Source organism: Sphingomonas sp. GW821-FHT02B09 (genome assembly GCF_059421875.1).
In genome coordinates, this window is sequence record NZ_JBWKVV010000001.1 from 568,235 (window position 1) to 591,740 (window position 23,506).

Annotated in this window: 20 protein-coding genes and 1 tRNA gene; 10 read left to right on the forward strand and 11 right to left on the reverse strand. The window is 66.9% G+C overall.

Annotated features, from left to right (window positions below):
- Positions 1-9 precede the first annotated feature (9 nt).
- The 7 genes from AC07U4_RS02550 to AC07U4_RS02580 form a co-directional block, all read right to left on the reverse strand.
- On the reverse strand, positions 10-627 hold the full coding sequence (locus AC07U4_RS02550; protein WP_495194325.1) for a retropepsin-like aspartic protease family protein: 618 nt from the start codon (positions 625-627) through the stop codon (positions 10-12).
- A complete protein-coding gene (locus AC07U4_RS02555) occupies positions 624-1,388 on the reverse strand; it encodes an MBL fold metallo-hydrolase (protein ID WP_495194326.1) in 765 nt (254 codons plus the stop codon). Before AC07U4_RS02555 ends, AC07U4_RS02550 begins: the two co-directional genes overlap by 4 nt.
- Positions 1,385-2,161: a TatD family hydrolase gene (locus tag AC07U4_RS02560; RefSeq protein ID WP_495194327.1), complete on the reverse strand. Its 777-nt coding sequence runs from the start codon at positions 2,159-2,161 to the stop codon at positions 1,385-1,387. The genes AC07U4_RS02555 and AC07U4_RS02560 overlap by 4 nt, the downstream gene beginning before the upstream one ends.
- Positions 2,161-3,711 carry a methionine--tRNA ligase gene (gene metG, locus AC07U4_RS02565; protein WP_495194328.1) on the reverse strand — a complete coding sequence of 517 codons (1,551 nt, stop codon included), beginning with the start codon at positions 3,709-3,711 and terminating at the stop codon, positions 2,161-2,163. The genes AC07U4_RS02560 and metG overlap by 1 nt, the downstream gene beginning before the upstream one ends.
- 42 nt (positions 3,712-3,753) lie before the next feature.
- A complete protein-coding gene (locus AC07U4_RS02570; RefSeq protein ID WP_495194329.1) occupies positions 3,754-4,728 on the reverse strand; it encodes a DNA polymerase III subunit delta' in 975 nt (324 codons plus the stop codon).
- Positions 4,729-4,738: 10 nt separating this feature from the next.
- A complete protein-coding gene (locus tag AC07U4_RS02575) occupies positions 4,739-5,905 on the reverse strand; it encodes a D-alanyl-D-alanine carboxypeptidase family protein (protein WP_495194330.1) in 1,167 nt (388 codons plus the stop codon).
- Positions 5,906-5,973: 68 nt separating this feature from the next.
- A complete protein-coding gene (locus AC07U4_RS02580; protein WP_245640825.1) occupies positions 5,974-6,975 on the reverse strand; it encodes a lytic murein transglycosylase in 1,002 nt (333 codons plus the stop codon).
- 137 nt (positions 6,976-7,112) lie between these two features.
- Between AC07U4_RS02580 and AC07U4_RS02585 the strand changes: the two genes are divergently transcribed.
- Positions 7,113-7,202, forward strand: a tRNA-Ser gene (locus AC07U4_RS02585).
- Between the two features lie 29 nt (positions 7,203-7,231).
- Here the strand turns inward: AC07U4_RS02585 and AC07U4_RS02590 are convergent.
- Positions 7,232-8,131: a LysR family transcriptional regulator gene (locus tag AC07U4_RS02590; protein WP_038659374.1), complete on the reverse strand. Its 900-nt coding sequence runs from the start codon at positions 8,129-8,131 to the stop codon at positions 7,232-7,234.
- A gap of 176 nt (positions 8,132-8,307) precedes the next feature.
- Between AC07U4_RS02590 and AC07U4_RS02595 the strand changes: the two genes are divergently transcribed.
- On the forward strand, positions 8,308-8,739 hold the full coding sequence (locus AC07U4_RS02595; RefSeq protein WP_495194331.1) for a cupin domain-containing protein: 432 nt from the start codon (positions 8,308-8,310) through the stop codon (positions 8,737-8,739).
- 5 nt (positions 8,740-8,744) lie between these two features.
- Complete coding sequence (locus AC07U4_RS02600) at positions 8,745-9,302, forward strand: DUF4865 family protein (protein WP_495195000.1); 558 nt, start codon at positions 8,745-8,747, stop codon at positions 9,300-9,302.
- 47 nt (positions 9,303-9,349) lie between these two features.
- Here the strand turns inward: AC07U4_RS02600 and AC07U4_RS02605 are convergent, their stop codons facing one another.
- Positions 9,350-11,464, reverse strand: a complete 2,115-nt coding sequence (locus AC07U4_RS02605; protein ID WP_495194332.1) for a prolyl oligopeptidase family serine peptidase — start codon at positions 11,462-11,464, stop codon at positions 9,350-9,352.
- A gap of 84 nt (positions 11,465-11,548) precedes the next feature.
- Between AC07U4_RS02605 and AC07U4_RS02610 the strand changes: the two genes are divergently transcribed.
- Entirely contained in the window at positions 11,549-12,946 is a 1,398-nt protein-coding gene (locus AC07U4_RS02610) for an MFS transporter (protein WP_495194333.1), read from the forward strand.
- A gap of 34 nt (positions 12,947-12,980) precedes the next feature.
- Here AC07U4_RS02610 and AC07U4_RS02615 read toward each other — a convergent pair whose 3' ends face one another.
- The gene (locus AC07U4_RS02615; protein WP_495194334.1) at positions 12,981-14,717 is read right to left on the reverse strand and encodes a DUF885 domain-containing protein; all 1,737 of its coding nucleotides are present in this window, start codon (positions 14,715-14,717) and stop codon (positions 12,981-12,983) included.
- Between the two features lie 126 nt (positions 14,718-14,843).
- Between AC07U4_RS02615 and AC07U4_RS02620 the strand changes: the two genes are divergently transcribed.
- The 4 genes from AC07U4_RS02620 (at position 14,844) to AC07U4_RS02635 (ending at position 20,017) form a co-directional block, all read left to right on the forward strand.
- A complete protein-coding gene (locus AC07U4_RS02620) occupies positions 14,844-15,671 on the forward strand; it encodes an alpha/beta fold hydrolase (RefSeq protein ID WP_495194335.1) in 828 nt (275 codons plus the stop codon).
- An 87-nt stretch (positions 15,672-15,758) separates the two neighbouring features.
- Entirely contained in the window at positions 15,759-17,696 is a 1,938-nt protein-coding gene (gene acs / locus AC07U4_RS02625; RefSeq protein ID WP_495194336.1) for an acetate--CoA ligase, read from the forward strand.
- Between the two features lie 78 nt (positions 17,697-17,774).
- Positions 17,775-19,829 (forward strand): carbon starvation CstA family protein, encoded by a 2,055-nt coding sequence (locus AC07U4_RS02630; RefSeq protein ID WP_495194337.1) that lies wholly within the window; start codon positions 17,775-17,777, stop codon positions 19,827-19,829.
- Complete coding sequence (locus AC07U4_RS02635; RefSeq protein ID WP_137897326.1) at positions 19,826-20,017, forward strand: YbdD/YjiX family protein; 192 nt, start codon at positions 19,826-19,828, stop codon at positions 20,015-20,017. The genes AC07U4_RS02630 and AC07U4_RS02635 overlap by 4 nt, the downstream gene beginning before the upstream one ends.
- A 205-nt stretch (positions 20,018-20,222) precedes the next feature.
- Here the strand turns inward: AC07U4_RS02635 and AC07U4_RS02640 are convergent, their stop codons facing one another.
- Positions 20,223-20,666 (reverse strand): MarR family winged helix-turn-helix transcriptional regulator, encoded by a 444-nt coding sequence (locus AC07U4_RS02640; protein WP_038659399.1) that lies wholly within the window; start codon positions 20,664-20,666, stop codon positions 20,223-20,225.
- A gap of 75 nt (positions 20,667-20,741) precedes the next feature.
- Here AC07U4_RS02640 and AC07U4_RS02645 point away from each other — a divergent pair, with 75 nt between their 5' ends.
- Positions 20,742-21,929: an HlyD family secretion protein gene (locus AC07U4_RS02645; protein ID WP_495194338.1), complete on the forward strand. Its 1,188-nt coding sequence runs from the start codon at positions 20,742-20,744 to the stop codon at positions 21,927-21,929.
- Positions 21,926-23,500, forward strand: a complete 1,575-nt coding sequence (locus AC07U4_RS02650) for an MDR family MFS transporter (protein WP_495194339.1) — start codon at positions 21,926-21,928, stop codon at positions 23,498-23,500. Before AC07U4_RS02645 ends, AC07U4_RS02650 begins: the two co-directional genes overlap by 4 nt.
- Positions 23,501-23,506: the final 6 nt, after the last annotated feature.

Sequence of the window (23,506 nt, forward strand, 5' to 3'; positions counted from 1 at the left end):
TAATAGACATTATGTAAAATCCTGATGGTGGTGGGGTTCGAGGATCAGCGTCTGCCCCTCGACCCGCCACGACTTCAGCTTGGACAGGAAGTTCATGCCCAGCACGTCGGTATCGCCGAATGCCGGCGAGACGACGACGCCGAGGCCCCGCGCGGCGATGTCGCCGAGCCGCAATTCGCGCACGGTTGCGGTCTGTGCGCTGATCTGGCCGTTGGCGGTGTTGAGGATCATCGGGAACGCGCTGTTGCGCACGTCGAGCGCGGCGGCCTGCGCGGTGTGCGTCGACAGCGCGGTCACCGTCGCGCCGCTGTCGATCAGCATCCGCCGTGGCACGCCGTCCAGCGTCACCCGCGCCCAGAAATGCCCGTCGGCGGCCATGCGAATCCGCGTCTCGCGCCCGACGACCGTCTGGTCGGCGATCTTCAGCACGCTGGCGATCCGCTGCAGATACGGATCGAACCGTTCGCGCTGGCCGACGACGATGACGAGCAGGCCGATGATGAGCGCCCAACTTGCCAGCGACAGGACGATGCGGAGGATCGGGACGCGTCGGGCGATCAACGCCGAGATCGGGAGGATGAGCAGCACCAGATAGAAGAGCGCCGAGCCGCCCAGATCCGTGTTCATGGCGTGAATTCGAGTCCGTCGTAGCCAGGTTCGACGCCTGGCGGCAGCGTCGCCATCAACGTCGCATAGTCCATACTATGGTCCATATGTATGAACGCTGACCGCCTCGGACGAAGCTGTTCGATCCAATCGAGCACCGCCGGTACGTCGGGATGCGTCGGGTGCGGCGCATGGCGCAGCGCGTCGACGATCCAGACGTCCAGCCCGGTATAAAGTGCGCGCATCGCCGGAGTGAGTTCGTGAAAGTCGGTGGCATAGCCGACCACCGCGTCGCCGGCTGAAAACCGCAATCCGGCCGAGGTGATATGGCCATGCGGCTGGTCGACCACGTCGATCGTGATGCTGCCGATCGTCAGTCGATCGGGCAGCTCCGCCGCCTGTACCGTCGGCGGATACCCCTGCCGGCCGGCGAAGACATAGGTGAACTTCTCGTGCAGGGCCGCCAGCGTCTTCGGCCGGGCGAAGCCTTGCACGGGTCTGCCGAGCGCATGGTAGATCTGGCGGACATCGTCGATACCGTGACAGTGATCGGCGTGATCGTGCGTCCAGATGATCGCGTCGACCGCCGCGACGTCGGCGGCAAGCAATTGCTCGCGCATGTCGGGCCCGGTATCGATGAGGATGCGCGTGCCGTCATGCTCGACCAGCAGCGACGCGCGGGTACGCCGGTTGCGTGGTTCCCCGGGATCGCAGGCGCCCCAGTCGTTGCCGATCCGCGGCACGCCAGACGAGGTGCCCGAGCCGAGGATACGGACCTTCACCGCTGTGCTTTATTGAACAAAGTGAAGAAGTTGTCGGCGGTTCTTGCGGCCAGCTCTTCAAGTGGCTCGCCGCGCAGCTTGGCAAGAAAGGCGGCCGTGTCTGCGACGAACCCCGGTTCGCCCGGCTTGCCGCGATTGGGCACCGGCGCGAGGAACGGCGCGTCGGTCTCGATCAGCAAGCGGTCGCTCGGCAGCCGTGCGGCGGTCTCTTGCAGATCGCGCGCGTTCTTGAACGTCACGATCCCCGAAATCGAGATATAGAAGCCCAGTTCAAGGGCCCCGTCGGCGAACGCCCCGCTCGCGGTGAAGCAATGGATGACACCGCGATAGGCCCCCTGCTCCATCTCCTCGCGCAGGATCGCCAGCGTATCCTCCTCCGCGTCGCGGGTGTGGACGATCAGCGGCAATCCCGTCTCGCGACAGGCGGCGATATGCGTGCGGAAGCTCGCCTGCTGCCGCGCCCGATCGGAATGTTCGTAGTAATAATCCAGTCCCGACTCACCGATCGCGACGACACGCGGATGGGCGGCGCGATCGACCAGCGTGGCGCGCCCGACATCCGGATAGGCGTCGGCTTCGTTGGGGTGGATGCCGATCGCGGCCCAGACGTCGGGCTCGCGCTCGGCGGTGGCGACCACCGCATCCCATTCGCTCTCGCGCGTCGAGATGTTGAGCATCGCGCCGACGCCCCTCGCCCGCGCCCGGGCCAGCACCTCGCCCTGCTGCTCGAACACGCCCTTGTAGTTGAGGTGGCAGTGGCTGTCGGCGAACATCATTCCGTCACCGGCAGCTCGAGCCGCGGGAAGACCGGCGACGGCGGTGCGATCACGAAGCCGGACGCCGCCTGACGCGCATACCAGCCGTCGTCATCGATCGCAGCGTGATCGCGCGCATCGGCGCCGATCTGGTCGAGCACCTTGGCCGCCGCATCCGGCACCACCGGCAGGATCGCGATTGCCAGCATGCGGATCGCGCGGACCAGCGTGCTGAGCACGGCATGCATCCGCTCGGGATCGGTCTTGCGCAGCGCCCAAGGCGCCTGCGCATCGATATATTGGTTGCAAGCGAAGACACCGCGCATCCACGCCTCGATCCCCTGGCTCAGCATCAGATCGTCGAACGCGGTCTTGAGCCCGGCACAGGCGACGACGATCTCCTCGATCAGCATCGCATCGGCGGGATCGCTGCGGCCCGCATCGGGGAACGCACCGCCGAGATTCTTGGCGATGAACGACAAAGTCCGTTGCGCAAGATTGCCGAAGCTGTTGGCGAGTTCGGCGTTGACCCGCGTCACGATCGCCTCGGCCGAATAGCTGCCGTCCTGCCCGAAGCTGACCTCGCGGAGCAGGAAATAGCGGACCGCATCGACTCCGAACGCCTGCGTCAGTTCGTCGGGGCTGACGACATTGCCGACCGACTTCGACATCTTCTCGCCGCGATGAAGCACGAAACCATGCGCGAACACCTGTTTCGGGATCGGCAGGTTCGCCGACATCAGGAACGCCGGCCAGTAGACGGTGTGAAAGCGCGTGATATCCTTACCGATCAGATGCAGATCGGCCGGCCAGAAGCGCGCCAGCGCTTCGCTGTCGTCCGGATAGCCGGCACCGGTCAGATAATTGGTCAGCGCATCGACCCAGACGTACATGACGTGGCCGGGGCTGTCCGGCACCGGCACGCCCCAGTCGAAGCTGGTCCGCGACACTGACAGGTCGGACAGGCCGCCCTCGACGAAGCGCATCACCTCGTTGCGCCGCGTCTCCGGACGGATGAAATCGGGATTGGCCGCGTACAGGTCGAGCAAGGGCTGCTGATATTTCGACAGGCGGAAGAACCACGTCTCTTCCGCGGTCCATTCGACCGGCGTGCCCTGCGGCGAAAGGCGTTGTCCCCCCTCCCCGTCGATCAGCTCCTTCTCGTCGTAAAAGGCTTCGTCGCGAACCGAATACCAGCCCTCGTAGCGGTCGAGATATAGGTCGCCGCTGTCGCGCATCGCGCGCCAGATCGCCTGGCTCGCGGCATAATGAGCCGGCTCGACGGTGCGGATGAAGCGATCGTAGGAAATGTTAAGTGTGTCCGCCATCTCGCTGAAATGGGACGACATTTCGTCGGCGAAAGCACGCACCTCGACGCCCCGCGCCCGCGCGGTCTGCGCCATCTTGAGGCCATGCTCGTCGGTGCCGGTCTGGAAGCGGACGTCGCGGCCTGCCTGCCGCTGGAAGCGCGCGATCGCGTCGGCGGCGATCATCTCATAGGCATGGCCGATGTGCGGACGCCCGTTCGGGTAATGGATTGCAGTGGTGATATAATAAGGATCGGCCATGCCGGGCCTCCTAGTCGATCCTCCGGGCGAGGTGAAGCGGGGTCAGCGCAGCGCCGCGACGATCGCCGCCATCTCGAATACCGTCGCCTGCGCATCGAGCGACAGGCCAAGCGCCGCGCCTGCAAGATCGCGTGCGGCCGCCTGCGCGTCGAGCGCCGTCTTGAGCCGCGCGCCCGACCGGGTCCGCGCCTCGCGCGCGATCATCGCCGGCACGCGATCGAGGAAGGCTTCGTAGCGCGCGGCATTGCCCTTCCCCGCCAGCGCCCTGGCGAGCGCGGCGCGGCGCGCATTCATCGGATCGCCATCCTCGGCGATGCCTGCGATCGCCCGGTCGAGCCCGTCGATATCAAGCCCGGCATAACGCAGAGCACGGCCGGGCGCCCCCTCCCCGGTTCGCACCAGCGCGGCGATCTCATCCGCATCGGCCTCGGGCAACGCCTGCCGCAGCGCCTTGGCCATATCGTCGTCGTCGAGCGCGGCGAAGCGCAGCACGCGGCAGCGCGAGCGGATCGTCGGCAGCAGCCGGCCCGGCGCATGGCTGACGAGCAGGAAGATCGTGCCCGCCGGCGGCTCTTCGAGATTCTTGAGCAACGCATTGGCACCGTTGCGCTCGAGATCGTCGGCGGAATCGATGATGACGACGCGGCGCGCGCCCATCGACGGCGTCGTCGCGAACAGCGGCTGGAGGCTGCGCACCTGCGCGATCGTGATGCTGCGCGCCAAATCCTGATCGGGCTTGTCGGGATCCTTGGGCAGACGCTGCATCACGCGCAGATCGGGGTGCGAGCCGGCATCGACCAGCGCGCGGGTCGGATGGCCCTCCGGCACGACCAGCCCCGGCGCCGAGACGCCGGTCGCGCTCGCCTCGGCAAGCATGCGCAGCGCCGCGGCCTGCGCGAAGCAAGCTTTGCCGACGCCCTCCGGCCCGACCAGCAGCCAGGCGTGATGCAGGGCGCCGCCGCGCAGCGCCGCGACGAAGGCGGCCTGCGCGTCGGCGTTGCCGAACAATTCGGTCACGGCCGCGGCATCAGCCAAAGAGCGAGGTCAGCCCCGCCCAGGCGCGACCGAAGAAGCCCGCCTCGCCGATATCCTTGTCGGCGACCAGCGGCAGCCGCTGTTCGGGCAGGTCAGGCGCCTTGACGACGAGATCGGCGATATGCTGGCCGGCCTTGATCGGGGCGCGGATCGGCCCTTCGTAGACGACCTTGGCGCTCATATGCGGCACCGCACCCGCCGGCACGGTGACGGTGAGCTGCCGCGGCGCGACGAGGCCGACGCTGCTCGCGCTGCCCATCTGCACCTCGGCGGTCGACACCTGCTTGCCCGCGGCGACGACCGGCTTGGCCTGCCAGGCGCGGAAGCCCCATTCCATGAAGCGCACCGATTCCTCGGCGCGGCCGTTCGACGAGGTCAGCCCGGCGACGACCATCACCAGCCGCCGGCCATTCTGCTCCGCCGAACCGGTGAAGCCGAAACCCGCCTCCTCGGTATGGCCGGTCTTGAGCCCGTCGGCGCCGGCGACGCGGCCGAGCAGCGGATCGCGATTGGCCTGGGTGATGTCGGCACCGGCGCCGAGCGTCTTGCCCCAGGTGAAGCTGCGCAGCGAATAGAAGCGCTTGTAGAGATCCGGGAAGTCCTTGATCGTCGCGCTGGCGAGATGCGCGAGATCCTTGGCGGTGACATAGGTCACGCCATTGTCGGGCCAGCCGTTCGACGTGCCGAAATGGCTGTTGGTCAGGCCGAGCTTCTTCGCCTGATCGTTCATCCGGTCGGTGAAGGTCTGTTCGGTCCCCGAAATGCCCTCGGCGAGCACGACACAGGCGTCGTTGCCCGACAGCGTGACGATGCCCTTGAGCAGGTTCTCGACGCTGACGTTCTCGCCGGTCGACAGGAACATCGTCGAGCCGGCCTGCGGCCCGTGCCAGCGCTGCCACGTCTCGGGCCGGACCTGAAACGTCTGGCCGAGCTTCAACTCGCCCTTTTTGATCATGTCGAAGGCGACATAGACGGTCATCATCTTCGCCATCGACGCCGGCGGCATGCGACGGTCGGCATCGCGCTGATAGAGTACCGCGCCCGACGACAGGTCTTCCATATAGGCGATCGGCGCGGTCCCCTGGAACTGGGGCGCGGCGGCGACCGACGGGACGGCGGCGGCGACGATCGCGAGGGGGGCGGCGAGCAGCTTGTTCATGACGGCGATGGGGCTTTCCGGGAGATTAAGCGGGAATGATGCTGGCATAGCGCCGCGCGCGGGCGGCGTCAGCCCTCAACCGCATCGGCGAGCAGGCCGACCGATAGCGCGTAGAAGTTCGAGCAATTGTAATCGAGGATCACCCGATAATTGCCGGTGAGCAGATAGGCGGTCGCACCGGGACCGTCGGGCTCGATCAGCGTCGCCTGCACGCTGTCGGCGGGCCATCCCCTGCCCTGCGGCACCACGCCCAGCGCGCGCCACTCCGCCATCGTCCGCCAGCGGCTGTGCCGCTCGAACACGCGCGGGCAGCGCGGCGACACGAGCCGGCTGGTCAGGCCGCTACGGTCGAGCCCCGCCGGAACGCTGACCGCAAGGCCCCATGGCTGACCGGGACGCCAGCCAGCATTGGCAAAATAATTGCCGATTGAGGCCAGCGTATCCGCCGGGCTGGTCCAGATATCGGCCCGCCCATCGCCATCGCCGTCGCGTGCGAGGCGGAGATAGACGGAGGGCAGGAACTGCGGATTGCCCGTCGCGCCCGCCCAGCTGCCCTTCAACTGCTCGCGCGGAATGCCGCGGTCGAGGATCTTGAGACCGGCGATGAACTCGCCTGCGAACAGGCTGCGCCGCCGCCCCTCATAGGCGAGGCTGGCGAGGCTGCGCAGCAAATCGAAATTGCCAGTATAGGCACCGTAATTGGTCTCATGGCCCCAGATCGCGACCATGATCGATTCGGGGACGCCCGTCTCGCGCTCGACGCGCGCCAGTCGCACCCGCTGCGCCTGATAAGTGGTACGGCCGCGGCCGATCCGCGCGGCGTCGACATGGCTCGCCTTATACGGCGCGAACGGCGGCGTCGCGGTGCTGCCGGGATTGCCCGGCTGGGCGCGATCAAGCTGGATCGTGCGGTCGCTGAGCGTCAACGTCGGGAAGACGGCATCGACCGTCCGCTGCGTCACGCCCTCGGCCAGCGCCTGCCGGCGAAGCTCCTGCAGATAGGTCTGGAACCCGGCTTCGTCCTGCGCCGCGACGGGCGCGGCGCCGCCGAGCGCCAAGGTCGTTGCCATTACGCCGGTCGTCAGCGCGCGTCGCAGTCGTTGCCCCCACATGCCGGCCGTGGTGCCACAGCGGGCGGGTGGCGTGAACCTCTTATCGTCGCAGGGGTTGCACGGGCAGCCGCGGTGCGACTATCCGGGGTCACCACGGAGGGATGGCCGAGTGGTTTAAGGCAGCGGTCTTGAAAACCGCCGTAGGTGGAAGCCTACCGTGGGTTCGAATCCCACTCCCTCCGCCACTATCGACGCCGGCTCGGCACGCCGCCATTCAATGTTCGCTCAAGGTATTCGGCAGCGTCTCGCGCAACGCCTCCTTGATGATGAGCGCAAGACGATCTGTCACCGGGTCCGCCTCCTTGGCGGAGCGGAGCAGCACAAGGTCGAGCGAAGGCAAACTGGGTAGACGGTGGACGGCAGGATCGAGGATGCACACTGAGGCGGGGCGGCCAATATGCGTACGCAGCGCGATTCCTAATCCTGCCGCGGTTGCCGCCCACATGCCAGCAAGACTTGGGCTGACGAACGCGAGCCGCCAAGCGATGCCGTGCCGGTCCAAATGTTCGCATGCGATCGCACGCAGCGTGCACGGCGTGTGTAGAGCAACGATCGGAAGAGGCTGATCGTGGTCGATAGGCCAATGCGTGTCGTGACGGGCGCTTCCGAGCCAACGTAAAGGTACGGCGGCAATTCGTTCGCCATATGGTATGCCCCGGCTGTCCCAAGCAAGTGCGAGGTCGAGCTGGTTCGATGCGATCTTTTCAGTCAGTTCGCTGTTACGTGCGATGCGGCCCTCAATTCTGACCTTCGGATGCGCGCGGGCAAACCGGCCGAGCACTTGTGGGAGGACCGCCTCACCAAAATCTTCCTGAAGACCGAGACGAACCCAGCCTTCCAGTTCCATGCCGCGCACGGCCGCGACCGCTTCGTCATTGAGGTGAATCAACCGCCTTGCGTGGGTAAGCAGGATTTCACCGTTCTCCGTAAGCGAGAGACCGCGCCCGGAACGGCGCAACAAGGGCACCCCTGCCTGTGCCTCCAGCTTCTTGAGATGCGCGCTCACGGCAGATGTAGACCGTCCCAGCCGATGTGCGGCTCGAACGAACGAGCCAGCGTCCATCCCGACGACGAAGGTGCGCAGAGCATCCATGTCCAGATTAGTCAGGCGCATCGACAATCCCGAATCTCAGGATCGACGATCCCGATCTTTCCAATTTTCAGGACGACGCTGATACCGCACGATGCATGTGTCAACAGATGCAAGGAGCGCATCATGCTTTCCACCCAATATGCCCTGCTAGCGCATGGCAGTGATCGGGCAGCCCCTGCCGGAAGAGATGCAGCGCGATGAGCGATCCTTTCGACATGGACGCCGCCTGTCCGTCGGCCATGACCGTCTGGCAGGCCGGAAGTGGCATCGTCGCTGCACCGGCAGGTGTTTCGAGCAGCCTTTTCCTCGTCCAGATGATCCTGTCGAGCCGGACCGAGGGCGAGATGACCGCAATGCGCGCATTCCTCGGTCCAGGCGTGATCACCCATTGGCACAGCCATCCGCGGGGGCAGCTACTCTTCGTATTGGACGGCGTCGGAATGGTTCAGCGCGAGGGCGGCGAGGTGATCGAGGTCCGTACAAGCGACAGCATCTGGTTCGCGCCGGATGAAGTGCACTGGCATGGCGCTGCCCCTGCAAGCCCGTTCGGCTATCTCAGCGTGCAACCGGTGAAAGATGGAACAGCGGTTCATTGGTATGGCAAAGTCGAACGGGAGACGCAGCCGTGATCGCGATGCAATATGGTTTCACCCTGCCCGCCGACTACGACATGGCGATCATCGACGAGCGAATCCGGACGAAAGGACCGCTGCTCGACGGTTTCCCGCGCTTACGCTTCAAAGCCTATCTTTCCGCGCGCAAAAACGACGCCGGCTTTACCAGCGTCGAAAATCTCTATGCGCCCTTTTACCTTTGGGATGCCCCTGAGGGGATCGACGGCTTCCTATCCGGGCCGGGCTTTGCGACGCTCAGCCGAGACTTCGGCTGGCCGGCGGTGCGGACATGGATAGTTTGGCATGCGGAAATCGGACTGGAAATCAAAAGCGCCCGATACGCTAGCCGACGCACCACAACGATCAGCGCCTATTCCGATCTGGCCGCACAACGCGAAACTGCGTCCGCCAACGTTCACTCTGCCGTGCAGAACGGCGCGCTCGCCAGCGTGGTCGGTTTCGATCCGTCCGGTTGGACACAAGTTAAATTTGACCTTTGGCGCAATCCCCCAGCACAGCCGCAGCCAGACACTCAGATGTATGCCGTGGGACACGTTTCACTGCCAACAGAGAAATGACGGTAGCAATGCCCCTCCAGCCGTCAGGCCGGAGGGGCATTGCTGGATCATTTCGCCGGGCCGAGCAGCTTCTGCGCGAAATAGGTCATCTGGAGCGCCTGCAACCGCGCACCCTGTTCGATGTCGGCATCGCCCGAATGGCCGCCGGCGGTATCCTCGTAGAACAGATACGGCAGGCCGTATTCCTTCAGCCGCGCGGCGAACTTGCGCGCGTGCTGCGGGCCGACACGGTCGTCCTTGGTCGTCGTCCAGATATAGGGCTCGGGATAGGCCACGCCCTTTTTGATATTCTGATAGGGCGAGATCGTCGCGAGGAACGCCTTCTCCTCCGGCACCGAGACCGAACCATATTCGTCGACCCATGACGCGCCCGCGGCGATCTGTTCGTAGCGCAGCATGTCGAGCAGCGGCACCTGGATCGTCACCGCCTTCCACAGATCGGGATACTGGTTGAACTCGACGCCCATCAGCAGGCCGCCGTTCGAGCCGCCGTAGATGCCGAGCGTTTGCGCGCTGGTCAGCTTGCGCGCGATCAGGTCCTTCGCGACGCTCGCGAAATCGTCGTAGATCACCTGCCGCTTGGTCTTGCGGCCGGCGTCGTGCCATTTGGGGCCGAACTCGCCGCCGCCGCGGATGTTGGCGAGGACGTAGCTGCCGCCGCGCTCGAGCCACAATTTGCCGGTGATCGCCGAATAGCCCGGCAGCATCGGCAGCTCGAACCCGCCGTAAGCCGTCATGATCGTCGGCGTCGTGCCGTCGAGCGCGATACCCTTCTTGTGGACGATGAAATACGGCACCTTGGTGCCGTCGGTCGAGGTCGCCTCATGCTGCTCGACGACGAGATTGCTCGCGTCGAACTTGGCGGGCAGCGTCTTGACCGGCCTCGCGGCGCTCGCCGTGGCGGCGTCGAGCGGCAGCAGCGTCGTCGGCGTCAGGAAGCCAGTGACGGTGAGATAGCCGTGATTGCTCTTGTCGTCGGCGCTGGCGACGCCGAGCGAGACATTGTCGGGCAAGGCGATCGGTTTCGACGTCCAGCCGGTCTTGCCCGGCGTGTAGACCGACGCGCGGCCCCGGACGTTGTCGTTGTAGATCAGGACGACATGGTCCCTGGTCGTCACCACCTCGTCGACCGACTGGCGCTGCGTCGGCGCGAACAGCACGACGGGCCGGATCGCATTGGCCTGCACCTCGGCGAGCGGCGCCGACGCGACCGATCCGGCGGTCACCGCACCCCATGGATCGCTGGTCTGGAACAGCACCTGCCCCGCGACCATGCCGACCGGACTGGTCCGCGCCGGAATGTCGAGCTTCTTCGTCCCCTCCGGCGTCCAGACGTGCGTCTCGCCGCCGAAGAAGGTGATGCGCCGTTCGATCGCGACCAGCCGGTTGCCCTGGCCATCGGTGATCACGCCGGCATAGGTGCCGAGCTGGTCGGTCGGCTGACCGCGGAAAATCTCCTGCGCAGCGTCGAGCGGCTGGCCGCGCTTCACCAGCTTGACAACGAAGGGATAGCTCGACGCGGTCATCGTCCCCTGCCCCCAGTCGCGGCTGACCAGCAGCGTGTCCTTGTCGAGCCAGCTCGCGCCCTGCTTCGACTTGGGCAACGCGAACCCGCCGGCGACGAACTGGCCGGTGGCGAGATCGAACTCGCGATAGCTGATTGCGTCCTCGCCGCCCTCGGACAGTGCGACGAGGCAGAGGCGTTCCTCAGGATGCAGGCAGGACGCGCCCTTCCACACCCATTTCTTGCCCTCCGCCTTCGACAGCGAGTCGAGGTCGAGCACCGTCGTCCATTGCGGCTGCGGCTGGGCGTAGCTCGCTTCGGTCGTCCAGCGCCAGATGCCCTGCGGATGATCGGCGTCGCGCCAGAAATTGTAGATGCGGCCAAAGAGCTGGCTCGGCATCGGGATACGATCCTTGGCCGAGGCGATCGCCAGCGCCTCGGCATAGAAGGTCCGGTAGCGCGGATCGTTCTGCAGCCGCGGCAGCGTCTTGGCGTTCTCCGCTTCTACCCAGGCGAGCGGCTTGGCGCCGTCCTTGTCCTCGAGCCAGATATAGGGGTCGGTTTCGGTGGTCGGCGTGGTCGTCATCGGCTTGCTCTGCGCGAGCGCAGGCGCGGCGGCAAGGATCGTCGAGGCGATCAGCAGCGTGCGGAGGATCATCGGCGCGGTTTCTCCCTGTGATGGACCGGTCTTGCCGGGCAATGCGTTGGCGCGCAATCCGCCCGTATGCCTGGACCCTATCCGATGACCGATGGCCTGCCCCTGCCCCGCCGTTATGTCGCGATCGGCGCGATCTCCGCGGGGACCGCGCTGGTCATCATCGACGGCGGCATCGCCACGGTGGCGCTGCCGACGATCGCGCACGACCTCCACGTCGGCAACAGCGCGGTGGTGGCGGTGGTCACCATCTATCAGCTCATCCTGGCGATGATGATCCTGCCCTTCGCCGGGCTCGGCGACAAATTCGGGCTCAAGCGCACCTATCAGTTCGGCCAGCTCGTCTTCACCGTCGCGACGCTGCTCTGCTTCTTCGCCAAGAGCCTGCCGTTCCTGCTCGTCGTCCGCGCGGCGCAGGCGCTCGGCGCGGCGGCGGCGCTGAGTGTCTCGTCGGCGCTGATCCGCTCGATCTATCCCGCCAAGCAACTGGGGCGCGGGCTCGGGATCAATTCGGTGGTGGTGTCGAGTTCGGCGGCGCTGGCGCCGACGATCGGCGGACTGGTGCTCGGCATCGCGCCGTGGCCCTGGGTGTTCGCCAGTGCGGTGCCGTTCGCGTTGCTCAGCCTCGTCCTCGGACGCGCGCTGCCCGCGCCCGAGCCGCGCGACGAAAAATTCGACGTGCTCGGCGCGGTGATGTGTGCGAGCATGATCGGCCTCGTCATCTCGGGGGCGGAAAGCGCGGTGCATGGTGACAGCCCGGTGGTGTCGGCGGCGATCGTCGCGGTCGGTGCGGGCATCGGCTGGATCTTCGTCCGGCGCGAGCGCGGCGAGGAAAAACCGATCCTGCCGATCGACCTGCTCGCGCGGCCGGTGATCGCGCTATCGGCGATCGGTGCCTATACGGCGTTCACCGCCTCGATGACGCTGCTGCTGTCGACGCCGTTCCGCTTGCAGCACGGCTATGGCTTCAGCGCGGCCGAGGTCGGCGCGGCGATCGCGCCTTGGCCGCTCACCAACATGATCGTCGCGCCGCTTGCCGGCTGGCTGTCCGACCGGGTGCCGGCGGGGCTGCTCGGCGGCATCGGCATGGCGGTGTCGATCGTCGCGCTGCTGCTGATCGCGACCCTGCCCGCCGATGCCGCCTATTTCGACATCGCGTGGCGGATGGCGTTGTGCGGCTCGGGGTTCGGCCTGTTCCTGCCGCCCAATGCGCGACTCATCATCGGCTCCGCCCCGCGCGAGCGCGCCGCGGCGGCGGGCGGCCTCGTCGGCACGGTGCGGCTGGTCGGGCAGACGACGGGCGCGACGCTGGTCGCGGCGCTGCTCGCGATGAACGTCGGCGCGGGGATGGCGCCGCCGCTGGTCGCCGCGGGCCTCGCTTTGGTGGCGGGCCTGTGCAGCCTCGCCCGGCTGCGCCCGTCGATCCGCAATCCGTCGAGCGACGAGGCGGAGGACGAGCAGCCGGGGACGCAGGTATCGCGGTGATGCCTTGTCCTCCCGCTTCGCGGGGGAGGGGATATCAGAACACAGCCCGCGGCGTTTCCTCGCCCATCATCCGCTGCCGCACCAGCGGGATCGCCGGGCCGCCGTAGCTCAGGAACTGGTCGTGGAACGCCTTCCACGCCTTGCGGCCGCCGCGGGTCGCGGTCCAGTCGTCGCGCAGCTTGCGGATCATCAGCTTGCCGAGCGTGTAATTGAGATAGGCCGGATCATAGGTGCCGCGCGCCGCCTGCTGGCGCGAGTTGCCCTCGTCCTGATAGCATTGCTCGCGGAACATCCTGAGGCTCTGCTCCTGCGTCATGCCGCGCGCGTGCATGCCGATCGCCGACAGGAAGCGGCAGTCGCGCAGCAGCGCGTTGCTGATCTGGCCGATATGCGTCTCGGGATCGCCGTTATCGAGGCCCGCTTCCCACATCATCTCCTCGGCATAATGCGCCCAGCCCTCGGCGAAGGCATAGCCGACGAAGACCCGGCCGAACATCGACTTGGACCGGTTGGCGTGGAGGAACTGGAGGAAATGCCCCGGCATCACCTCGTGCACCGAGGTGAACAGCAGATCCTTCTTGCCCGGCACGAAGGCGTCCTGCGTCTTCTTGTCCCACGACGGATCGGGCGGCGAGATGTAATAGACCGACGGCACGTTCTTCTCATACGGACCGGCGGGGTCGATATAGGCCGAGTTCTGGCGGTTGTAGGGCGGGCTTTCCTCGACCTTCGCTTCCTCGGTGCCGGGAATGGTGACGAGGTCCTTGGCGACGACGAAGGCGCGCAGCGTCGGGATCTGCCGCCGCGCCTCCGCCACCGGGCCATCCGCCGACTTGTTGGCGTTCATCTTGTCGATGCAGGCCGGAATCGTCTGGCCCGGCGCGAACTGCTTGCAGGCGGCGGCGAGCGCATCCTGGTTGCGCTTGAGGTCGGCGCGGCCCGCCGCCTCAAGTGTCGCGAGCGACGCGTCGACGCCCTCGGTGGCGCGTACCATCCGCTGGAAGCGATCGGCGCCAAGCGCGAAATCGCCCGTCGCGGTTCCGCGCTGCGCCGCGAGCCAGCCGCCGAGCTCGCGTACCGCCTTGCTCGCCGCCTCAGAGGAGGTCATGAGTTGCGCCTGCAAGGCCGGATCGCGGACGTCCGCGAACGCCTTGCGCGCGTCGCCGACGTAATAATCCGCGAAGCCGTTGAACCCGGCGACGCCGTAATCGATGAACGACCGCGGCATCGGCGTCTTGAGATTGGCGCGGATCGCCTGCGCCGCCGCCGGCACCCGCCCGAAGAAGGCGATCAGCGCCTTCAGCCGCGTCGGCGCGTCGGCATAGGGTCGGGCGATATAGACGTTGGGGTCGAGCCCGCCGCCGACGTAATAGGCCGGGTTGCTATGCGGCTGGTCGGCATCCTCGAGCCAGAACAATTTCCCCTCGGCGACGCGGATCAGATAGTCGCGTTCGAACCGTTCGTCGGGGCTGAGATCAGCATCACCGAACGCGCGAGCACGATCGATGGCGTGGTGGAGGAAGGCGGACTGGCGTTGCAGCCCGGCGCCGCTCCAGTCGGGCAACTGGCCGTCGAAATCGTGGCGGCCCTGATAGACCGCATTGGCCGGATCGAGCTTGAACCAGCCCTCGATGAAGCCGTCGCGGAAGTGCGCGAAGCCGTTGCTGTGCGCCGGTTGCGCCGCCGCGCTCTCGTTGGTCGCGGAGGGCGCGCCGCCCGAACAGCCTGCTACGGCGAGCGCGAGCAGCGAGGCCGCCACGAAGATACGCATAACCTGATCCCCTGATTCGTGTTTCGCCGCGATGCTGGCATCCGGCCGTCGCGAACGCCAGCCCGGGCGAGGAACGGCCCGCGGCGCGCCACGTTGACCGCGCTGACACTACGAGAGGACGGTTTCATGCCCTACGTCAAAACGCGCGACGGCACCGACATCTACGTCAAGGATTGGGGATCGGGCCGCCCGGTCATCCTGCTGCACGGCTGGCCCTTGTCATCCGACAGCTGGGACCCGCAGATGATGGCGCTCGCCGACGCCGGTTTCCGGGCGATCGCCTACGACCGCCGCGGTTTCGGCCGGTCGAGTCAGCCGTGGAGCGGCTATGACTATGACACGCTCGCCGACGATCTCGCCGATGTGATGGCGGCGACCGGCGCCGATACCGACGCCACGCTCGTCGGCTTCTCGATGGGCGGCGGCGAGGTCGCGCGCTACATGAGCCGCCACGGCGGCAAAGGCGTGATCGCCGCGGCGCTGGTCGCCTCGGTCGTGCCGTACATGTTGAAGACCGAGGACAATCCGCACGGCACGCCCGAGGACAAGCTCGCCGAGATCGGCGAGAACATCCAGAAGGACCGCGCGCATTTCTTCCGCGACACTTTCTTCAAGCAATTCTTCGGCGTCGGCGTGATCAGCCATCCGGTCAGCGACGACGTGCTCGACTGGGCGACGACCACCGCGTTGCAGGCGGGGCTCAAGCCGACGCTCGCCTGCGCAGAGGCGTTCGGCCATACCGACTTCCGACCCGACCTCGCGTCGTTCAACGTCCCGACGCTGATCATCCATGGCACCTCCGACCAGACGGTACCGATCGACGCGGCCGGCCGTCCCGCCTCGCTCGGCATCGCGAACAGCCAGCTCGTCGAATATGACGGCGCGCCGCACGGTCTGTTCGCCACGCACGGCGATCGCCTGACCAACGACCTGCTGACCTTCCTCGGCCGGTAACGGCTGGCATCCTGCCGGCCGCTCCATTATCCACCCTCGCGGGCGCCCGACGGCGCCCGCTTCATCATCATGGCGGGGATGCGTTGCGTGACCGATCCTGAAATCTACCCGATCACCGGCGACTGGACCAACGCCAGCCTCGACCCCAAGAAATACGAAGACCTCTACGAAGCCGCGGCGAGCAGCCCGGGCAGCTTCTGGCTCGATCAGGCGACCAAGCGGCTCGACTGGATCACGGCGCCGACGATCGGCGGCGACTGGTCGTTCGCCAAGGCCGACTTCCACATCAAATGGTTCGCCGACGGCCAGCTCAACGTCGCGTCGAATTGCATCGACCGCCATCTCGCCAAACACGGCGATACCGTCGCGATCATCTGGGAGCCCGACGAGCCGTCGGAAGAGCCGCGTCGCATCACCTATCGCCAGCTCCATGACGAGGTCGGCCGTTTCGCCAACGTGCTCAAGGCGCATGGCGTCGGCAAGGGCGACCGCGTCACGCTCTACATGCCGATGATCCCCGAGGCGGCCTATGCCGCGCTCGCCTGTGCGCGGATCGGCGCGATCCATTCGGTCGTGTTCGGCGGCTTCTCCGCCGACGCGCTCGCCGGCCGGATCGAGGATTGCGGCTCGAAGATCGTCATCACCGCCGACGAAGGCCGTCGCGGTGGCAAAAGGATCAAGCTCAAGGCGTGCGTCGACGAGGCCGCTACGCGTGCGCCGACGCTGGAGACGGTCATCGTCGTCAAGGCGACCGGTGCCGACGTTACGATGGGCGCGCGCGATGTCTGGTATCACGAGGCCGCCGCCGGCGTCGGCAGCGACTGCCCGGCGGAGACGATGGCGGCGGAAGATCCGCTGTTCATCCTCTATACCAGCGGTTCGACCGGCAAGCCGAAGGGCGTTCTCCACACCTCCGCCGGCTATCTCCTGTGGGCGGATTTCACCTTCAAGATCGCGTTCGATTACAAGCCGGGTCAGGTCTTCTGGTGCGCCGCCGATATCGGCTGGGTCACCGGCCACACCTATCTGCTCTACGGCCCGCTCTCCAACGGCGGTACGACGCTGATGTACGAGGGGCTGCCGACCTGGCCCGACGCCAGCCGCATCTGGCAGGTCGTCGACCGCCATAAGGTCCATACGCTGTTCACCGCGCCCACCGCGCTGCGCGCGCTGATGAAGGAGGGCGACGATTTCGTCCGCAAGACCGATCGCTCGTCGCTCAAGCTGCTCGGCTCGGTCGGCGAACCGATCAATCCGGAGGCGTGGCGCTGGTATCACGACGTCGTCGGCGAAGGCCGCGCGCCGATCGTCGACGCTTGGTGGCAGACCGAGACCGGCGGGATCATGATCGCCCCCCTGCCCGGCGCGGTGCCGATGAAGCCGGGGTCCGCCTCGAAACCGCTGCCCGGCGTTGTGCCGCAGCTCGTCGACGACAAGGGAACGGTGCTGACCGGCGCGGCGCAGGGCAACCTCTGCATCACGCAAAGCTGGCCCGGCCAGATGCGCGGCGTCTGGGGCGATGAGGAACGCTTCTTCCAGACCTATTTCACGACCTACGACGGCAAATATTTCACCGGCGACGGCTGCCGCCGCGACGGCGACGGCTATTACTGGATCACCGGCCGGGTCGACGACGTTATCAACGTCTCGGGCCATCGCATGGGCACCGCCGAGGTCGAGAGCGCGCTGGTGCTGCACGAGGCGGTCGCCGAGGCGGCGGTGGTCGGCATGCCACACGAGGTGAAGGGTCAGGGCATCTACGCCTATGTGACGCTCAACGCCGGACGGGAGGGCGACGAGGCGTTGCGCAGCGCATTGGTGGCCTGGGTGCGGCAGGAGATCGGCCCGATCGCCAGCCCCGACAAGCTGCAATTCGCGCCGGCCTTGCCCAAGACGCGCTCGGGCAAGATCATGCGCCGCATCCTGCGCAAGATCGCCGAGGGCGACGTGACCGCGCTGGGCGACACCTCGACGCTGGCCGACCCGGCGGTGGTCGACGATCTGGTGGCGAACCGCATCGTCTGATCGTCCTCGACCGGGAGGGGAGCGGGTTGCCCTCTCCTCCCGCCCCCTTTAGGCACGCCGCCAAAGGGAGACGGATCGATGACCTTCGCAAGCAGGATCGGCTGGATCGTCGTCGCGCTGCTCGGTGCCAGCGCCCTCGCGGTGGTGGCGACCGCCCGCGGCGAGACTGTCAATGCGGTGTGGATCGTCGTTGCGGCGGTGTCGGTCTATCTGATCGCCTATCGCTTCTATTCGCTCTATCTCGCCAAGGTCGTGGTCGGCATCGATCCGGCGCGCCCCACCCCGGCGCAGCGCCACCCCGACGGGCTCGACTTCGTCCCGACCGACCGTCGCGTACTGTTCGGCCATCATTTCGCTGCGATCGCCGGCGCGGGGCCGCTGGTCGGCCCGGTGCTCGCCGCGCAGATGGGCTATCTGCCGGGCATGTTGTGGATCCTCGCCGGTGTCGTGCTGGCGGGTGCGGTGCAGGACTTCATGGTGCTGTTCCTGTCGATGCGCCGCGACGGTCGATCGCTCGGCGAGCTGATCCGTATGGAGATGGGCGATGTGCCGGGGACGATCGCCTTGTTCGGCGCGTTCATGATAATGATCATCATTCTGGCGGTGCTCGCGCTGATCGTCGTGCGGGCGCTCGCCGACAGCCCCTGGGGGATGTTCACCGTCGCAGCGACGATCCCGCTCGCGATCCTGATGGGTGTCTATACCCGTTGGATCCGGCCCGGCCGGATCGGCGAAGTCTCGTTGCTCGGCCTCGTTGGGCTGATCCTCGCGATCGTCTACGGCCAGATTGTTGCCGCCTCGGCCAGTCTCGCGCCGTGGTTCACCTATACGCCGGTGCAGCTCTGCTGGATCCTGATCGGCTATGGCGCGGTCGCCGCGCTGCTCCCCGTGTGGCTGCTGCTCGCGCCGCGCGACTATCTGTCGACCTTCCTGAAGATCGGCGCGATCGCCGCGCTGGCGATCGGCATCGTCGTCGTCGCGCCGCCGATGCGCATGCCGGCGCTGACCCGGTTCATCGACGGCAGCGGCCCGGTCTGGTCGGGATCGCTCTTCCCCTTCCTGTTCATCACTATCGCCTGCGGCGCGGTGTCCGGCTTCCACGCGCTGATCGCCAGCGGCACCACGCCCAAGCTGATCGCCAGCGAGGGCGATGCGCGCTTCATCGGTTATGGCGCCATGCTGATGGAGAGCTTCGTCGCGATCATGGCGCTGGTCGGGGCGTCGATCATCGATCCCGGCGTCTATTTCGCGATGAACAGCCCCGCCGCGGTCGTCGGCACCGACCCGGCCAGCGCCGCCGCGGCGGTATCGGCGATGGGGTTCGCGATCACGCCCGAGACGATCGCCGCCACCGCCCGCGACGTCGGCGAGACGACGATCATCAGCCGCGCCGGCGGCGCGCCGACGCTCGCGGTCGGCATGGCGCAGATCTTCAGCCATTTGATCGGCGGGCGCGCGATGATGGCCTTCTGGTATCATTTCGCGATCCTGTTCGAGGCCTTGTTCATCCTGACCGCGGTCGACGCCGGCACCCGCGCCGGCCGGTTCATGTTGCAGGACCTGATCGGCCTCGCGGTGCCGCGCTTCCGCAACTCGACCTCGTTCGTCCCGGGACTGATCGGCACGGCGCTATGCGTCGCGGCCTGGGGCTTCTTCCTCTATCAGGGCGTTACCGATCCGCTCGGCGGGGTGAACACGCTGTGGCCGCTGTTCGGCATCTCGAACCAGATGCTCGCCGCGGTGGCGCTGGTGCTCGCCACCGTCGTGCTGTTCCGGATGAAGCGCGAGCGTTATGCCTGGGTGACGATCCTGCCGGCGGCGTGGCTGGTGCTGTGCACGGTGACCGCCAGCCTGCTCAAGCTCTTCTCCGGCAATCCGAAGGTCGGCTTCCTCGCCCACGCCCGCCGCTTCGCCGACGCGGCGGCGCGCGGCGAGACGCTGGCGCCCGCCAAGTCACTCGGCGAGATGGGCCGGATCGTGATGAACGACCGGATCGACGCGGCGCTCTGCGCGCTGTTCCTCGCGGTGGTGGTGTCGATCATCGGCTATGGCATCCGCACCTGCCTGATCGCGCGCCGTCTCGACGCGCCGAGCGTCAGCGAGATCCCCGCGCTGGCATTGGCAGCGGAATGAACGTCGGGACGATCCTGCGCGCTATCGCCGAGACCGGCCGGCTGATGGTCGGGGTGCCGTCCTATCGCACCTATGTGGCGCATATGGCGGCGGCGCACCCCGATGCGCCGGTGATGAGCGAGGCGGCCTTCTTCCGCAACCGGCAGGAAGCCCGCTATGGCGGGCGCAACGGCGGTCGCTGCTGCTGACGCGCAGCGCGACCGCCGGGCGGATCAGCCCAGCAGGGCGAACGTCACCGCGCAGATCGACAGCGCCGCGCCGCTCGCGCAGCACAGGATGCCGAAACCGCATTGGCACAAGGTCGGCTGATACCGGTCCATAGCACCTCTCCTCATCGTCGCTCTTCCGGCGACGAACAGAGGCTAACACAGGCCGATCCGGATGCAATAGGCGTCAGCGCCGTGGACGCGCCTCTTCCGCGTCGAGCGCCGTCGAAAGGGTGTCGACCATGCCGGCAAGCGCGAGCCGTTCCTCGACGGTAAGCGCGCCGAACACGCCGTTGATCAGCTCGTGGCGCAGCGGTTCGGTTTCGCCGATCACCCGCCGCCCCTCGTCGGTGATCGACACCTGTTTGACGCGCCGGTCCCGCTCGTCGGGCGTGCGCATCACCAGCCCGTCGCGTTCGAGCCCATCGATCGCCTCGGTCACCGTCCGCGGCGCGTAATCGAAGAAGTCGGCGATGTCTGCCGCCCGCGACGGCCCCCGCTTGTACAAGAACAGCAGCAATTTGGTCCGCGCCAGCGACGCGCCCTGCTCCGCCATCCGCCGGTTCATCAGACGCTGCATCCGGAAGAAAAGCCGGAACAGCTCGGCGGCAAGGGGTTCGCAATCAGACATATGTGAGGACCCTCATTAAATGGTCTTGCACAATGCTGCAAGTGCGAGCATCACGACGCTGATCCAAGCAAGAAGATGAAGCTGATGGCCGAAAACGAGCAAAATCGGGATGATAGCGCCGAGTCGCAGAGCGACTCGGACCAAGCGCGAAGCAAGCCTTCGCCGCTCAAGAACCCGCGGGTGCGGATTATCCTGCTGATCGTGATCGCCGTCGCGGTGATCGGCGGCGTCTTGTGGTACGTGCGCTATCAAAGCGTCGGCAAGTTCATGCAGGGCACCGACGACGCCTATATCCAGGCGGATGCGGTGACGATCTCGCCCAAGGTGTCGGGCTATGTTGACAAGGTGTTTGTTGCCGACAACCAGCAGGTGAAGGCCGGCACGCCGCTCCTCCAGATCGACGCGCGCGACTATAATGCGCAGGCGGCGCAGGTGGAGGCGCAGATCGATGTCGCCCGCGCCAATGCCGAGGGCGTCCGCGCGCAGATCCGCGAACAACAGGCGGCGATCGACAAGGCGCGCTCGGACCTCAGCGCGGCGCGCAGCGATGCCGCCTTCGCGCATGCCGAGGTCGTCCGCTACCAGCCGCTCGCCGCCTCCGGTGCCGAAACGCGTGAAAAGCTGTCGCAGCTGCTGAACCAGGCGCGTCAGGCGGATGCGCAGGTCGCCTCGGCGCAGGCCGCGCTGACCAGCGCGACGCGCCGCGTCGGCACGTTGCAGGCGCAAGTCCAGCAGGCGAACGCGCAGGGCGAGGCCAGCCGCGCGCAGCTCGCCGCCGCCAAGGTCAACGTCGGTGCGACGATCCTGCGGGCCAGTATCGATGGCCGCGTCGGCGACAAGACGGTGCGCATCGGCCAGTTCGCCCAGGCCGGAACGCGGCTGATGTCGATCGTCCCCGTCCAGCAGATCTACGTCGAGGCGAATTTCAAGGAAACGCAGCTCGGCCTGATGCGCGTCGGCCAGCCGGTCGCGCTGGACGTGGACGCGCTGCCCGGTGTCGAGATCCACGGCCGCGTCGAGAGCGTCTCGCCGGGCACCGGTGCGCAATTCTCGCTGCTGCCGCCGCAGAATGCGACCGGCAATTTCACCAAGATCGTTCAGCGCGTACCCGTCCGCATCGCGCTCGACGCGGGGCCCGAAACGCGCAAGCTGCTGGTTCCCGGCATGTCGGTCGACGTGACGGTCGATACCCGTTCCGCCAAGGGCAGCGTGCAGCGCATCCGCGACGAGCAGGACCAGCATAACGAGCGGCGCGGCCGATGAGCGCGGCCGCCGCTCCTGCGGCTCAGGGCAATCGGGCGCGGGCCGCCACGCCCGAACGCGCCGATCTCGCCGCCTGGCTGGCGGTGGCGGCGGGCAGCCTCGGCGCGCTGATGGCGACGCTCGACATCTCGATCGTCAATTCGGCGCTGCCGGTGATCCAGGGCGAGATCGGCGCGAGCGGCACCGAGGGTACGTGGATCGCTACCTCCTATCTTGTTGCCGAGATCATCATCATCCCGCTCTCCGCCTGGCTTGAGCGCGTGCTCGGCCTGCGGACCTTCCTGCTGATCGCATCGATCCTGTTCACCGCCTTTTCGGTGGTCTGCGGCCTGTCGACGACGCTGACGATGATGATCATCGGCCGCGCCGGCCAAGGGATCACCGGCGGCGCGCTGATTCCCACCGCGATGACGATCATCGCCACCCGCCTGCCGCGCTCGCAACAGCCGATCGGCACCGCGCTCTTCGGCGTCACCGCGATCCTCGGCCCGGTGCTCGGGCCGCTGATCGGCGGCTATCTGACCGAGAACGTCAGCTGGCATTATGCCTTCTTCCTCAACGTCCCCGTCGGCGCGGTGCTGCTGGTGCTGCTCCTCGTCGGCCTGCCGCATCAGAAGCCGCATCTGCGCGAACTGCTCAAGGCGGACTGGCTCGGCATCGCCGGCCTCGCACTGGGTCTCGGCGGCCTCACCGTCGTTCTCGAAGAGGGACAGCGCGAGCAATGGTTCCAGTCGGCGCTGATCATCAAGCTGACCGTGCTCACCGTCTTCGGGCTCGCGATGCTGTTCGCCGGGCAGTTCATTGCCGAAAAGCCGGTGGTCAAGCTGCGCCTGCTGATCGACCGCCAGTTCGGCAGCGTCGCCATCATGGGTCTGGTGCTCGGCATGGTGCTGTACGGCAGCAGCTACGTCATCCCGCAGTTCCTGGCGGCGATCGCCGACTATAACGCGCTGCAATCGGGTAAGGTGGTGCTGCTCAGCGGCATTCCCAGCCTGTTGATGATGCCGCTGGTGCCGCTGATGATCCGCCATCTCGACATCCGCGTCGCGGTCGCCTCCGGGCTGCTGCTGATGGCGCTGAGCTGCCACCTCGACACGACGCTGACCGCGCAATCGGTCGGCAGCGCCTTCACCGATTCGCAATTGCTGCGCGGCGTCGGCACGATCCTCGGCTTCGTCTTCCTCAACCAGGCGGCGATCGCCTCGGTGCGGCCAGAGGAAGCCGGCGATGCCGCCGGCCTGTTCAGCGCGGCGCGCAATATCGGCGGTTCGTTCGCACTCGCCGGCATCGCGACGTTGCAGGACCAGCGCAGCTATCTGCACAGCCGGCGGATCGACGAAGTGCTCAACGCCAATTCGGTCGCGCTACAGGATTATCTCGCCGCCACCGGCCGGTCGCTCGGCGGCGCCGCCACCGCGATCCAGTCGCTCGGCGGCACGATCCGGCGCGAGGCGCTGGTGATGACCTATAACGACCTGTTCTGGCTCCTGTCGGTCGGCATCTGCTGCGTCGTGCCGCTCGTCCTGTTCCTCCGCCCGCTGCCGCAGGGCGGCCCCGTGGCGATGCATTGAGGCGAT